General features: G+C 46.5%; 13 protein-coding genes and 3 pseudogenes. 8 read left to right on the forward strand and 8 right to left on the reverse strand.

Annotated features, from left to right (window positions below):
- The first annotated feature begins 180 nt into the window (after positions 1 to 180).
- The 3 genes from GKO28_RS05810 to GKO28_RS05820 all read left to right on the forward strand — a co-directional run bounded on the left by GKO28_RS05810 (position 181) and on the right by GKO28_RS05820 (position 1,857).
- Positions 181 to 1,011 (forward strand): PIG-L deacetylase family protein, encoded by an 831-nt coding sequence (locus GKO28_RS05810; protein WP_182075663.1) that lies wholly within the window; start codon positions 181 to 183, stop codon positions 1,009 to 1,011.
- A 102-nt stretch (positions 1,012 to 1,113) separates the two neighbouring features.
- On the forward strand, positions 1,114 to 1,491 hold the full coding sequence (locus tag GKO28_RS05815) for a DUF1622 domain-containing protein (RefSeq protein WP_203563951.1): 378 nt from the start codon (positions 1,114 to 1,116) through the stop codon (positions 1,489 to 1,491).
- 198 nt (positions 1,492 to 1,689) lie between these two features.
- Entirely contained in the window at positions 1,690 to 1,857 is a 168-nt protein-coding gene (locus GKO28_RS05820; RefSeq protein WP_182075665.1) for a hypothetical protein, read from the forward strand.
- Here the strand turns inward: GKO28_RS05820 and GKO28_RS05825 are convergent.
- The 5 genes from GKO28_RS05825 to coaD form a co-directional block, all read right to left on the reverse strand.
- Positions 1,854 to 2,009, reverse strand: a complete 156-nt coding sequence (locus GKO28_RS05825) for a hypothetical protein (protein ID WP_182075666.1) — start codon at positions 2,007 to 2,009, stop codon at positions 1,854 to 1,856. The two genes, GKO28_RS05820 and GKO28_RS05825, sit on opposite strands and share 4 nt — an antisense overlap.
- Complete coding sequence (locus GKO28_RS05830) at positions 1,996 to 2,601, reverse strand: hypothetical protein (protein ID WP_182075667.1); 606 nt, start codon at positions 2,599 to 2,601, stop codon at positions 1,996 to 1,998. The genes GKO28_RS05825 and GKO28_RS05830 overlap by 14 nt, the downstream gene beginning before the upstream one ends.
- Positions 2,582 to 3,304: an exonuclease domain-containing protein gene (locus GKO28_RS05835; protein WP_182075668.1), complete on the reverse strand. Its 723-nt coding sequence runs from the start codon at positions 3,302 to 3,304 to the stop codon at positions 2,582 to 2,584. Before GKO28_RS05835 ends, GKO28_RS05830 begins: the two co-directional genes overlap by 20 nt.
- Positions 3,305 to 3,448: 144 nt before the next feature.
- A complete protein-coding gene (locus tag GKO28_RS05840) occupies positions 3,449 to 4,387 on the reverse strand; it encodes a class I SAM-dependent methyltransferase (protein ID WP_173532375.1) in 939 nt (312 codons plus the stop codon).
- Positions 4,388 to 4,474: 87 nt separating this feature from the next.
- Positions 4,475 to 4,960: a pantetheine-phosphate adenylyltransferase gene (gene coaD, locus GKO28_RS05845; protein WP_173532376.1), complete on the reverse strand. Its 486-nt coding sequence runs from the start codon at positions 4,958 to 4,960 to the stop codon at positions 4,475 to 4,477.
- 235 nt (positions 4,961 to 5,195) lie between these two features.
- Here coaD and GKO28_RS21205 point away from each other — a divergent pair, with 235 nt between their 5' ends.
- From GKO28_RS21205 to GKO28_RS05860, 3 genes are read left to right on the forward strand one after another with little or no spacing between them, the layout of a single operon-like run.
- Positions 5,196 to 5,492 carry an ABC transporter substrate-binding protein gene (locus GKO28_RS21205; protein ID WP_182075669.1) on the forward strand — a complete coding sequence of 99 codons (297 nt, stop codon included), beginning with the start codon at positions 5,196 to 5,198 and terminating at the stop codon, positions 5,490 to 5,492.
- The gene (locus tag GKO28_RS05855) at positions 5,492 to 6,205 is read left to right on the forward strand and encodes an ABC transporter substrate-binding protein (RefSeq protein ID WP_307839082.1); all 714 of its coding nucleotides are present in this window, start codon (positions 5,492 to 5,494) and stop codon (positions 6,203 to 6,205) included. The genes GKO28_RS21205 and GKO28_RS05855 overlap by 1 nt, the downstream gene beginning before the upstream one ends.
- Entirely contained in the window at positions 6,192 to 6,371 is a 180-nt protein-coding gene (locus GKO28_RS05860) for a hypothetical protein (protein WP_182075670.1), read from the forward strand. Before GKO28_RS05855 ends, GKO28_RS05860 begins: the two co-directional genes overlap by 14 nt.
- 64 nt (positions 6,372 to 6,435) lie before the next feature.
- On the opposite strand, the pseudogene dnaJ reads toward GKO28_RS05860, so the two are convergent.
- From dnaJ to grpE, 3 genes and pseudogenes are all read right to left on the reverse strand, one after another.
- Positions 6,436 to 7,570 (reverse strand): annotated as a pseudogene (gene dnaJ, locus GKO28_RS05865) (molecular chaperone DnaJ).
- 71 nt (positions 7,571 to 7,641) lie between these two features.
- A pseudogene (dnaK, locus tag GKO28_RS05870) lies at positions 7,642 to 9,570 on the reverse strand (molecular chaperone DnaK).
- 126 nt (positions 9,571 to 9,696) lie between these two features.
- Positions 9,697 to 10,248, reverse strand: coding sequence for a nucleotide exchange factor GrpE (grpE, locus tag GKO28_RS05875; RefSeq protein ID WP_182075671.1), 552 nt, complete (start codon positions 10,246 to 10,248; stop codon positions 9,697 to 9,699).
- Between the two features lie 372 nt (positions 10,249 to 10,620).
- On the opposite strand from grpE, the pseudogene aceA reads away from it, so the two are divergent.
- Positions 10,621 to 11,903 (forward strand): annotated as a pseudogene (aceA, locus tag GKO28_RS05880) (isocitrate lyase).
- Between the two features lie 99 nt (positions 11,904 to 12,002).
- On the forward strand, positions 12,003 to 13,574 hold the full coding sequence (aceB, locus tag GKO28_RS05885) for a malate synthase A (RefSeq protein WP_203563952.1): 1,572 nt from the start codon (positions 12,003 to 12,005) through the stop codon (positions 13,572 to 13,574).
- The last annotated feature ends 20 nt before the right edge of the window (positions 13,575 to 13,594 follow it).

A 13,594-nucleotide genomic window follows, 5' to 3' on the forward strand; every position in this document is an offset into this window, starting at 1 on the left:
AGCCGGCGCGATAAAATCACACTGCGACTCAACGAGATCGAGCCAGCTTTTCCTTGCAAAAACTGTGAAATATCAACTCAGCAGCCACTAGATCGCGTCTGACTCTTGGTCTCAAGAGTGTGAAAGCCTATACTGCTACCTATTGATTTTGTCTTTGGCACACCGCCCCGGAGTTTTCTAATGAGTAATCCTTACCTCGCGCTGGTTGAAGCGCACAATGCTTTATTGCAAAAAACAGATGCCCCTTTATTCGCCAATTTAGATACTTTGGGGCATAGCCCAAAATCGGCCTTGGCGGCCGATGCTCCGGTTGTGATGATTTTTGCGCCGCATCCTGACGATGAATGTATCATCGGCGCGCTGCCGCTCCGTCTAGGGCGCGAAGCGGGCTTTCGCGTGATGAATGTGGCCGTTTCTCAAGGCTCGAGTCTGAAACGTCAACCTGAGCGTTGGGTTGAAGTTAAAAATGCGTGTGATTACCTAGGCTGGGATTTGCTCGAAACCATTCCAGGCGGCTTAATGGATGTGAACTGCAAAACCCGCGATAACAATCCAAGTGCTTGGGCAGAAAAAGTCGCCGTCATTCGCCAATTGATTGAGCAATACCAACCGCAGGTGGTGGTGTTCCCGCACAATAACGATTACCACTCCGCGCACATTGGTACGCATTACTTGCTAATGGATGCACTTAAAGCCGCTCAACACGCTTGCACCGTGGTGCAAAGTGAGTTTTGGCGTCAGATGGAAGCGCCAAATGCTTTAATCGCCACCAGCCAACAAGACACCGCCGATCTGATCGCGGCGCTCGCTTGCCACGTAGAAGAAGTTCGTCGCAATCCATATCACCTGCGTTTGACCGGCTGGATGGCAGACAATGTGCGCCGTGGCGCCGAGGTGTGTGGCGGCCAAGGTGCTGCAGCGCCAACGTTTTCATTTGGCACGATTTATCACATTAGTCGTTTTGATGGTCAGCAATTGCTATCAACCGATAAAAAAATTCACGCTAAGTGAAAGCGATGAGATTCAAGCGATTTTAGCTTAATGCGCTAAACAAAAAACCGCAGCTCAAAACTGCGGTTTTTTTACGCGCTCAATATACCAAAGAGGATGGTCATGATGCTGACTTTACACACGCTCGCAACTGGCGTTGAATACTTGGGTATCGCGATTTTATTACTGTCAACCTTGCTGGGTTTATGCCTTTTTGTGCGCGATGTTTACCGTAGTAAGGCCATGGATGCGGCTTATGATGCCCTTCGAGAACAGCTCGGTCGGGGGATTTTATTAAGCCTTGAGTTTCTGATTATCAGCGACATTATTTACACCATCGCCATTGAGCTCACGGTAGATAATCTACTGAAACTCGGCTTGGTGGTCATCATCCGCACCTTTTTGAGCTTTACCATGGAGCTTGAACTCACTGGCCGCTGGCCGTGGCAAAAAAAAAGAATTAACCGTCGTTTGATCTCATCATACGAAATGCAAAATTAGCCGCTGGCAATTGCCAATCGCAGTGGCTAATTTAAACCGAACCAAGCCCTAGTCCATGACAATTTTATCAGTGTGGGCTCAATCATTTCCCTGTTACGCCTGTTAACTCAGCCACTTGAGCGATTAATGGTCATTGCTCATATGGATATTTCTTTCTATAAAAGAAAGATTAAAAAAGTGTTTTAAACAGGAATTACCATGAAATCAGTGCTGGTTTTAATACTTTGCTTGGCTGCCACCATTGGCAGTGCGGCGCTCATAGCGCCGCGTACCCTATCGAGCAAGCCCAGTACCTCACAGGCTTTATGCCAACCGGGCGATTCGGCCAAATGCTGCTGGCAGCATTTAGAGTATCGCAGCTATTAACCGATCAACTCGCCAAAGTCGCGCAATCGAGCACAATGGTTTTTGGTTTTTTTAAGCTCAGTACGAATCAACTTCGCCATATCGACATCAAATGCAGGTCGTTCTGCCGCCAACAATGCCGACAATTGATCAGGATGATCAATTGATCCCAAATAACACCAATGATCCAGCACATGCCACACCGTCGACCACTCTGGTCCTTCGGCAATGGCCACTGCGCCAGCATAGGGCCATGCGGCTAATTGATGCTTGGCCAAGGCCGCCAGTAAACGTCCATTGTGCAGTCCCATTGGCTCGCGCCCAATACAAGCGCCACGACAATCGCCTTGCAAATGCGCCTGGCAGGGGTGAACCGTCTTTTTTAGCTGCTTCCAATCCTAAAGCTTGTCGGCATAGACCTTGGGCTTTAATGATTCGATTCATGATATTTTGCGCTTCGCGGGCGCCGCGAAATGGGCCGAACAATTCTCCGCTGGCTTGACTTAATGCTGTCAAAGCAATCAATTGAGGTTGCAACGGCAATATGGCTTCGCCACGTACTGCTTTGGGCAACTCAATCTGCCATAGCGACTGCGTTTGATCTACTTTGTGCCGTACGGATGAATTCATTCTTGGGCGCAAGGTTTGAATCAGTTGTCGCTCAAGCAAGGTATTGCCTAGCTCACCGGCCGTTTCAAACCAAGTAATTCGACGCAGATCACGCGCCAGATAGGCTGCTGGGCCTTCATTGGCTTTTTTTGCCAAAATGCTGCAAGATCCGACGACGGAGATTCATACTGCTGCCCACCCATAGGGCCTCGTCTTGCTCACCATAAAAAACATAGACGCCAGCAGTATCGGGTAGATCGTCGATGACCGATTCGGGGATTTGACTCGGTAGCGCCGGAGGCCGAATCAATTCATTAATCGCAGCGGTGACACGCTCCGCTCCTAAATCCTGCACCGCCGCTTGCAAAAATTGATAAATCAGCTGTGCATCGGTCAAAGCACGATGCCGCTCGCCGCTATATTGCAAACCATGGCGGGCAATTAAGGCATCTAAACTGTGCTTGTATTCGTCTGGGTAAAGTTTGCGCGAGAGTTGCACCGTGCATAGCACTTGACCACGAAATGCCCGCCCACAACGCTTAAATTCATTGCGTAAAAAGGTGTAATCAAATCGTGCATTGTGTGCGACAAAAATTCGATTTTGTAGCTGATCAAGCACCTCATCAGCGACATCTGCAAACACCGGTGCATTCGCAACCATCGCATCATCAATACCGGTCAGTCGCTGAATAAATGGGGGTATTGCTTGGCACGGATTAACCAATGAGCTCCAAGAGCAAATACCCGACAAATCCACTTGAATTAAACCGATTTCAGTAATTCGATCCGTCGAAGGGTTGGCGCCCGTTGTTTCTAAATCAAGCAACACCAGCGGCGCTGGATAAAACGGATGCGTCATACGTCAGCTCAATAAATAAATTAAATATCAATCAATGCCCGCAGCAATGCATTGCGCGGGCCATAAAACCAAAAAGCTTGGAATCCCTTAGCCCAGTAGGCCAAAGTCAATCCAAGCTCGGGGCAATTTTAGATGCGTTTTCGGCTATTTCTTTACGAATCGGAAGCACTGATGAATGCGCTTATTACGAAAATCTTCAGGAATCGATGATGCCGTTAGATTTTCGCTACGATCAACAAACATCGGATCTAATTCAAAGCTACGTAAATTATTCGAGAAATACAATACGCCACCCGGTGCCAGCATGGCCATACAAGATTCAATTAAATAAGCATGGTCACGTTGCACATCGAGCACACCGAGCATTTTTTTTGAATTAGAAAAACTCGGCGGATCCATTACGATCAAATCATATTTTTGTGGGCTACACGTCGCTTCACGCAAGAACTCAAACACATCAGCACGCACCCGCTGATGATTGACTTCATTCATACCGTTCAGCGCAAAGTTGCGCCCAGCCCAATCCAAATAGGTATTAGACAAATCAACCGTTAAGGTCGACGTCGCCCCACCTGCTGCGGCATACACACTAAACGCGCCGGTATAGCTAAATAAATTGAGGAATCGTTTGCCCTTCGCCTCCATCATCACCCGCTTACGCGTGTTGCGATGGTCTAAAAACAGGCCAGTATCAAGGTAAGCTTCCAGATTGACTTCAAAATTCAAGCCATTTTCTTGCACCACAAAAAATTCGCCCGCGCCTTCGGCTTTTTCGTATTGAGTCAGCCCTTTCATTCGTTTGCGAATTTTTAGCGCCACGTGCTCAAGTGGAATACCAAACACCTCGGCAGTCGCGGCATGAACTTCATCCACCCATTCTGAGTAGGCTTCGTCAGTCTCCATCCAGCCGGTATCGTATTCTTGTAAATGAACACGATCACCATACACGTCAACAATCATAGGGAATTCAGGCACGTCACGGTCATAAATGCGATAGCAAGTCAGCCCCTGACGGCGCGCCCATTTACCCCAATGGCGCATATTTTTTGTGAGACGATTTTTGTAACTGGAAAGATCAGACATGGCAGCAACTGAAAAGCAAAAGCGTAGTTTACCAGCTCAGACCGATGTCGATGAGCTTAGTGGTATTTATTTCCACAAAATCAAGGTTTAACGGCCAGATAGCAAACGTAAAAAAACCGGATCAGGAACATATTGCTTCACGACATTTTCCCAGCCAGTTGGACCAACCAGCCCTTTCACCATCGTCGAGCTGATTTCGGCGATCTCACGCGGCGGCATTAAAAATATCGTATCAATATGTGGCGCTAAATCGGCATTCACATAACGCATTTTTCGCTCGAATTCATAATCAGCCGCTTCACGAATCCCGCGCAAAATAAATTGCGCGCCTTGCTCGCGAGCATAATCAACCAAGAAACGATTTTCAAACGTTTCAACCCGTAAATTAGGCCATTGATTGGTGGTTTCACGCAGCATCGCGACACGATCTTCAACGCTGAAAGTGTAACGTTTATCTGGATTTTCACCGATGGCGACAATCATTTCGTCAAATAATTTGACGCCATGCTCGATCATCCACAAATGCCCCTTGGTAACAGGATCAAAACTACCTGCGTAAACTGCACGCCGCATGACAACACACTCCAAAACAACGGGACGCTTAGCTAATGGCGCAACCCAAGGGTAATAAAAATAGATTTTAAAACTGCGTCGATATCAGTGCACTGCAGCATTAGCGTGATTTTAACTCAGTCACTCGCTCTAAAATGCGCAAAATAGCGGTACTTCGTCGCATTACGACGTCGTATTCGCTGAATACTATACCATCAGCAAACAATAATTTAAGATGCTTGATAAAGAATGACACTTGGAGGGGAATCGAACGTGTTTAAAAAAACTCATAATTAGTGCTAGTTTATCCATTGCGAGCTTCGCAAATGCAGAAATTGTCATTGGACAATCGGTTCCAACCACCGGTATTGCAGCCGAAACTGGCAAAGCTATCGCGCTGGGTGCATCGCTCTATTTCAATAGTATCAATGGTCGTGGCGGTATCAATGGCGAACTCATCAATCACCTCGTTCGTGATGATGCCTACGATGCACAACGAACTTTAAAAAAAACACCCAAGATTTTATTGAAAAAGAAAATGCAGTTGCATTAATTTCTTATTTTGGCACCTCGGGTATTTCTGAACTTATTAAAACTAAAACATTAGATAATTCAGGGATTCCTTTAGTAGGTATTCATAGTGGTGCCGAATCTATTCGCAGCGCCAGCAATTTATTTATTTTTAATACTCGCAGTAGTTACAATCAAGAAACCGATCGTTTAATCAAATTGCTCGCAGGCAATTTAGGTGTCACTAAAATTGCTGTCGTTGCCGAAAAAGGTGAATTAGGTGATGCCGGTGTAGCCGCATTAAAAGCTTCACTTGCAAAAAATCAGCTTAAATTAGTCGGAGAAGCTTGGTATGACAACAAATCAGGCGACACCACTAAAGCGGCACAAGAGCTCGCTAAAATAAATCCAGAAGCAATTATTGTTGTGGCACTCTCTAAACCAGCCGCTTCATTTGTACAGCAATATAAAGAGAAAGGCGGTACATCACAGCTATATTCACTTTCGCCAGTACAGTTTGAAGAAGTCGCAAAAACGATAGGTAAAAAAGGAGCGCACGGCTTAGGAATTAGCCAAGTTTATCCTTATCCATACAATACGCGCAGCAAGTTAATTCAAGAATTTCAAGCCGCCGTTTTTAATGAAATGGGAACAGGCTCAGGCAAAGAAGAATCATTGTCGGCGATCGCCAATTATCCAAGTTATGCCATGCTAGAGGGCTATATTTCTGCTCGGCTGATTGTTGAAGCCATTTAAACGCGCAGGAAAAAACCCAACACGCTCGGCAATTTATAACGCCTTAACCACGATGAAAAAATATGATTTAGGCGGTTTTACCATCGATTACAGTGATAAAAATCGCAATGGCTCTAGCTTTGGCGAAATTACCATGATGTCGCCCACTGGTGCACTCTCCCGATAATGCTTTATGCAATAAAAAAGAGCCGAATCGGCTCTTTTTTATTGCTAATACAAACTCAAGCAAATTAAGTCGCAAAGAAATCTTTCACTTTATCCATAAATGATTTCGCACGAGGATTGTGCTTATCTGAATCACCTTGGCTGATTTCTTCAAACTCTTTTAGCAATTCTTTCTGGCGCGCAGTTAATTTCACTGGCGTTTCAACCACAACATGACACATTAAATCGCCAGTCATGGCGCTACGCACGCCCTTAATCCCTTTGCTACGCAAACGGAATACCTGACCAGTTTGCGTTTCTGGTGGAATCGTAATGCGTGCCTTGCCGGATAAGGTTGGGATCTCAATTTCACCACCCAATGCCGCACAGCTAAAACTAATTGGCATTTCGCAGTGTAAATCATTCCCTTCGCGATTAAATACGGCATGCTCTTTCACATGGATCACAACGTATAAATCACCAGAAGGCCCACCATTCACACCGGCCTCACCTTCTCCGCTCAGACGAATACGATCGCCTTCATCCACACCAGCAGGAATTTTCACTGCCAATGTTTTGTGCGTTTGAACCCGGCCTGTACCTTTACAGTTACGACATGGATCAGGAATATATTTACCAGAGCCATGACAGGTTGGACAAGTTTGCTGAACACTAAAGAAGCCTTGTGAAACACGAACCTGACCATGGCCACCACAGGTATGGCAAGTTGTCGCTTCAGTACCAGGCTTCGCACCCGAGCCATGACAAACTTCACACTCATCGTGTGATGGAATCTTAATCTGCTTTTCTACGCCACGTGCCGCGTCTTCCAGCGTGATTTCCATGTTGTAGCGTAAATCAGCACCGCGATAAACATTACTGCGTCCACCACGACCGCCGCCACCACCACCGCCAAAGATATCACCAAAAATATCAGCAAAATCACCAAAACCGCCGCCGCCAAAACCACCGCCGCCCCCCATACCGGCTTGCTGATCAACTCCAGCATGACCGTATTGATCATAAGCAGCACGTTTTTGCGAATCAGATAGTATTTCGTAGGCTTCTTTGCCTTCTTTAAATTTATCTTCAGCTTCTTTGCTATCCGGATTACGGTCCGGATGGTATTTCATCGCCAGTTTACGGTATGCTTTTTTTTATTTCTTCATCTGAAGCGTCGCGATTCACGCCTAAAACGTCATAAAAATCTTTCTTTGCCATGATGCATTTCCCCGAGACAAAAAAGCACAGCCGCTTGCAGTGCAAGCGCTGTGCCTAATTGAATATGCTGATTACTTGTCTTTTACTTCGGTAAATTCAGCATCAACTACATTGCCGTCATCTTTATCATTGGCACCCGCTTGCGGACCTGCAGCTTGAGCGCCGGCTGCTTCGCCTTGCTCAGCATACATTTTCTCTGCCACTTTATGACTTGCTTGCATCAAAGCTTCAGTTTTCGCTTCGATGACTTCTTTGTCATCGCCACGAACGACTTCTTCCAAGTCTTTAATCGCAGCTTCAATGGCTACTTTCTCGTCTTCAGTGACTTTATCTGCAGCATCGGCCAGCATTTTCTTAACTTGATGAATCATTGCTTCACCAGAGTTACGTGCCGTCACCAACTCATGCAATTTTTTGTCTTCTTCAGCATTAAGCTCAGCGTCTTTTACCATCGCTTCGATTTCTGCCTCAGACAAACCAGAAGAAGCTTGAATCGTAATTTTGGCTTCTTTACCTGATGCTTTGTCTTTCGCGCCAACGTGCAAGATACCGTTTGCATCGATGTCAAAAGTCACTTCAATTTGTGGCACACCGCGTGCTGCTGGTGGAATATCGCCCAAGTTGAACTGACCAAGCGATTTATTCGCCGACGCTTTTTCACGCTCACCTTGCAACACATGAATCGTTACTGCACTTTGGTTATCATCTGCAGTTGAAAATGTTTGTGATGCTTTAGTTGGAATCGTCGTATTTTTTTGGATCAGCTTAGTCATAATGCCGCCCAAAGTTTCGATACCCAATGACAACGGTGTTACGTCGAGCAATAAGATATCTTTACGATCGCCGCCCAATACCGCACCTTGCAATGCCGCACCAACTGCAACCGCTTCGTCTGGATTCACGTCACGACGTGGATCTTTACCGAAGAATTCCTTCACCGCATCCATGACTTTAGGCATACGCGTTTGACCGCCGACCAAAATCACATCATCAATATCAGAAGCTTTCAAGCCAGCATCTTTCAATGCAATTTTGCAAGGCTCAATTGAGCGAGCGCGATCAAATCATCAACCAAAGATTCGAATTTAGCGCGAGTAATTTTCATTACCAAGTGTTTTGGACCCGTTGCATCCATAGTCACGTATGGCAAGTTAATTTCAGTTTGCGCGCCGCTAGACAATTCAATCTTGGCTTTTTCTGCAGCTTCTTTCAGACGTTGCAATGCCATTACGTCGTTTTTCAGGTCAATGCCTTGTTCTTTTTTGAACTCAGCAATGATGTAATCCATCAAACGTTGGTCAAAGTCTTCACCGCCCAAGAATGTATCGCCGTTGGTAGCCAATACTTCGAATGCAGTCGAGCCATCCACATCAGCGATGTCGATAATCGAAATATCAAACGTACCACCACCCAAGTCATACACCGCAACTTTGCGATCGCCTTGACCAACTTTATCCATACCAAACGCCATTGCCGCAGCAGTTGGCTCATTGATAATACGTTTTACGTCCAAACCCGCGATACGGCCTGCGTCTTTAGTCGCTTGACGTTGGCTATCGTTAAAGTAAGCAGGAACGGTAATAACGGCTTCTGTTACTTCTTCACCGAGGTAGTCTTCGGCGGTTTTTTTCATTTTGCGCAAAATTTCAGCAGAAATTTGCGGTGGTGCCATTTTTTTTGTCGCGAACTGAAACCCAAGCATCGCCATTGTCGGCAGCGACAATCGTAAATGGCATCGAGTCGATGTCTTTTTTCACTTCTTTATCGACGAACTTGCGGCCGATCAAACGCTTCACTGCGTACAAAGTATTTTTTGGGTTTGTTACCGCTTGGCGTTTAGCTGGCGCGCCAACCAAAATTTCGCCGTCTTCTTGATACGCAATAATCGAAGGTGTCGTGCGCGCACCTTCTGCATTTTCGATCACTTTAGGTTGACCGTTTTCCAAAACAGCTACACAAGAGTTTGTTGTACCTAAGTCGATACCAATAATTTTAGCCATGTCGTATTTTCCTTCTTTCTAATTGCGGCTCACGCAAAGCGGAGCACCTTGTTCAATTAACCTTAATAATCAAGTGGGGATTGCCGTTTGCATTTCAAGCCCACCGACTTCATTTATGCTAATAAATTATTTTGCTGCCGCAACCACAACCATGGCTGGGCGGATTACGCGGCCAGATAATTCATAGCCTTTTTGCATTACTTGAATCACCGTGTTGGCTTCTTCGTCGCTAGGGGCCATTGAAATCGCTTGATGCTTGTTTGGATCTAATTTTTCGCCGATCGGGTTAATTTCAAGTAGATCAAACTTTTCAAACACATTGGTCAAGCTTTTTGCGGTCAGATCAACGCCCATTTTCAAGCCTTCAAAATTGCCCGATTCATCCAGCAAAGCCATATCAATCGCGTCTTTGACTGCAATCACTTCACGTGCAAATTTTTCTAAGGCAAATTTGCGGGTGCGTTCATTTTCTTCTAATGCCCGACGACGCGCATTTTCGGCTTCGGCACGAATATACAAAATATCTTGGCGGGCTTTATCTAGATCAGCCAAAGCGGCGCTCAATTGCGCTTCAATCCCATTTTCCATTTCATCTACAACGGTTTCTACCGTCGATGCCACAGCGGCCTCTTGCTCAGTGGCTTCTTGATTTACGTCTTGAATATTGTCTTGACTCATTGCCTGTACTCCAAATTTGTTACGTTCCGATATGAAATGGGGGTAGGCACTTGCTTTTCAAGAGCGAGGACACCGACAAAATCTAAACCCTCTACAGGCAAGCCCCAATATGTAGTAAGAATAATTCGACTACACTATGGTGCAGCGCAATAAAAACATTGCACTGAATAAAAACCCTGCTTCAATGAAAGCAATAGCGAGTGCACACGATAGACAATTGAATTACCGCGCTTGATCGCCCAAGCCAACGTTTTAAAACCACGCTGAGTATTTATATACCCAATGATTTTAGACGGCAGCTGAAGTGAGAATGAAACGGTGTTTCAAAAAAAAAACACACTCAAAATTGCCCTAACCAACACGGAGATCAGTATGAGCACGCAAGCAAAACGCATCGCAGCAATCGAAAATGACTGGCAGACTAACCCGCGTTGGAAGGGCATAACACGCCCTTATACCGCAGCTGATGTTGATCGTTTGCGGGGGACTTTATTACAGGAATATACCCTTGCAAGTCACGGCGCTAAAAAACTGTGGCAATTGATGCACGAAACACCTTACGTTCATGCCTTGGGCGCATTGACCGGCAATCAAGCGATGCAACAAGTTAAAGCGGGACTTAAAGCCATTTACCTTTCTGGCTGGCAAGTGGCAGCAGACGCCAATCAAGCCGGTGAAATGTACCCAGATCAATCGCTCTATCCAGCTAATTCAGTCCCGCAAGTTGTTCGCCGCATTAACAATACTTTAGCGCGTGCCGACCAAATCAATCACTCAGAAGGTGATGACAGCATTGATTTTTACGCTCCGATTGTGGCTGATGCCGAAGCAGGTTTTGGTGGTGTACTCAATGCGTTTGAATTGATGAAAGCGATGATTGAAGCCGGTGCTGCCGGGGTTCACTTTGAAGACCAACTGGCCTCAGTAAAAAAATGTGGTCATATGGGCGGCAAAGTCTTGGTGCCAACACGTGAAGCCATCGAAAAACTGGTTGCCGCGCGTTTAGCTGCCGACGTGATGGGCGTACCGACCATTATCGTGGCACGTACAGACGCTGAAGCGGCTGATTTGCTCACCAGCGATGTGGATGATAACGACAAGCCATTCTGCACTGGCGAGCGCACGATGGAAGGCTTTTACAAGACGTATCCTGGCCTAGACCAAGCCATCTCTCGTGGCCTAGCCTATGCCCCTTATGCTGATCTGGTTTGGTGCGAAACCGGTAAGCCCGATTTGGAATATGCGCGTAAATTTGCCGATGCGATCCATGCCAAATTCCCTGGCAAATTGCTGGCTTATAACTGCTCGCCATCATTTAACTGGAAGAAAAACCTCGACGATGCAACGATTGCCAAGTTCCAAAAAGAACTCGGTGCCATGGGGTATAAATTCCAATTTATCACCTTGGCAGGCTTCCATGCCTTGAACTACGGCATGTTTAATTTGGCACACGGGGCTATGCGCGTGAAGGCATGAGCGCTTTTGTTGAATTGCAAGAAGCCGAATTTGCTGCAGCACCACGCGGCTTTACCGCAGTTAAACACCAGCGGGAAGTCGGTACCGGTTACTTTGATCAAGTAACTCAAGTGATTCAGCAAGGCCAATCATCTACCACCGCCTTGCAAGGTTCTACCGAAGAAGAACAATTTCATTAATCGGGTATTAGCATATAGATCATGCTAAATAAGGTATAGCGACAAATACCCTGTGACGGCACATTGTGCCGTCACAGTCTCTTGCAAGGGAGCATCACGATGAATATGCGAATTAAAGGTCAAACCAGTCCAGAAGTGAGTAGCATACTGACTCCAGCTGCGCTTGATTTTTTGGCGCAACTACACCGCCAATTTGAACCCCGCCGCCGAGAATTAATGGCCGCTCGCCAAGCTCGCCAAGCGCAATTAGATGCCGGCATTAAACCCGATTTTCTCGCCGAAACGGCACACATCCGCGCCGGTGATTGGCAAATCAATCCTTTACCTGCCGATTTATTAGATCGACGCGTCGAAATTACTGGCCCGGTCGAAAGAAAAATGATGATCAATGCCCTTAATTCTGGGGCAAAATCATTTATGGCCGATTTCGAAGATTCCAACACCCCAACTTGGAACAATCAAATCGAAGGCCAAATCAATGTGCGTGATGCTTATCGCCGCACGATCAGCTTTACTAGCCCAGAGGGCAAGGTTTACGCACTCAACGATACAATTGCCACCCTCGTCATTCGGCCACGTGGCTGGCATTTAATGGAAAAACACTTTGAGGTTGATGGCGAAATCATGTCCGGTTCGCTATTTGATTTCGGTTTGGTGGTATTTCACAATCTGCAATATCGCCTCAGCCAAGGCAGCTCTTGTTATTTCTACTTGCCAAAAATGGAATCCCATCTTGAAGCACGCTTATGGAATGACGTGTTTACGTGGGCAGAAAATCAGCTCAAAGCGCCACATGCTTGTATCAAGGGCACGGTTTTAATCGAAACGATTTTAGCCGCGTTTGAAATGGACGAAATTTTATATGAACTCCGTGAGCATTCATCCGGCCTAAATGCTGGGCGTTGGGATTACATTTTTAGCTGCATCAAAAAATTCCGAATGGATGGCGACTTTTGCCTTGCCGATCGCAGCCAAATCACCATGACCGTGCCATTTATGCGCGCGTACTCATTACTGTTACTAAAAACCTGTCATCAGCGTGGCGCGCCAGCGATGGGCGGTATGTCGGCGTATATTCCGGTTAAATCCGATCCGGTAGCCAATGAAAAAGCCATGACCCAAGTCCGTGCCGATAAAGAACGCGATGCCGGTGATGGCTACGATGGTGGCTGGGTAGCGCATCCGGGCCTAGTCCCTGTGGCGATGGCCGCTTGGGATGCAGTCTTGGGTGATCAGCCCAATCAAATTAGCAAGCAGCGTGATGACATTGCCTGCTCGGCAGCCGATTTACTCAACTTCCAACCCGAAAGCCCAATTACTGAGGCCGGTTTACGCGGCAATATCTCAGTCGGCGTGCAATATCTGGCATCGTGGTTAGCGGGCATGGGTTGCGTGCCGATCCATAACTTGATGGAAGACGCGGCCACAGCTGAAATTAGTCGCTCGCAAATTTGGCAATGGCTACGCTCAGACAAAGGCGTGCTAGTTGATGGTCGCAAAGTCACCGTGGCGATGTTTCATCAATGGTTGCCTGAAGAAGTGGCTAAAATCGAAGCGCAGGGCCGTTTTAGCGCGACCTTGACTGAGGCGGCCAAGCTCTTTGACCAAATCACCACTGCGGATGAATTTATTGAGTTTCTGACGCTACCGGGCTACGCCAGAATTGCTTAATGCATATTTGATTTTATGCT

Source organism: Deefgea sp. CFH1-16, from assembly GCF_016881365.1.
GTDB lineage: Bacteria > Pseudomonadota > Gammaproteobacteria > Burkholderiales > Chitinibacteraceae > Deefgea.

Excerpts from the sequence above, each read along its gene's own strand:
- GKO28_RS05810 (WP_182075663.1), top strand. The coding sequence starts at position 181 with ATGAGTAATCCTTACCTCGCGCTGGTTGAAGCGCACAATGCTTTATTG.
- GKO28_RS05815 (WP_203563951.1), top strand. The coding sequence starts at position 1,114 with ATGATGCTGACTTTACACACGCTCGCAACTGGCGTTGAATACTTGGGT.
- GKO28_RS05820 (WP_182075665.1), top strand. The coding sequence starts at position 1,690 with ATGAAATCAGTGCTGGTTTTAATACTTTGCTTGGCTGCCACCATTGGC.
- GKO28_RS05835 (WP_182075668.1), bottom strand. The coding sequence starts at position 3,304 with ATGACGCATCCGTTTTATCCAGCGCCGCTGGTGTTGCTTGATTTAGAA.
- GKO28_RS05840 (WP_173532375.1), bottom strand. The coding sequence starts at position 4,387 with ATGTCTGATCTTTCCAGTTACAAAAATCGTCTCACAAAAAATATGCGC.
- coaD (WP_173532376.1), bottom strand. The coding sequence starts at position 4,960 with ATGCGGCGTGCAGTTTACGCAGGTAGTTTTGATCCTGTTACCAAGGGG.
- grpE (WP_182075671.1), bottom strand. The coding sequence starts at position 10,248 with ATGAGTCAAGACAATATTCAAGACGTAAATCAAGAAGCCACTGAGCAA.
- aceB (WP_203563952.1), top strand. The coding sequence starts at position 12,003 with ATGAATATGCGAATTAAAGGTCAAACCAGTCCAGAAGTGAGTAGCATA.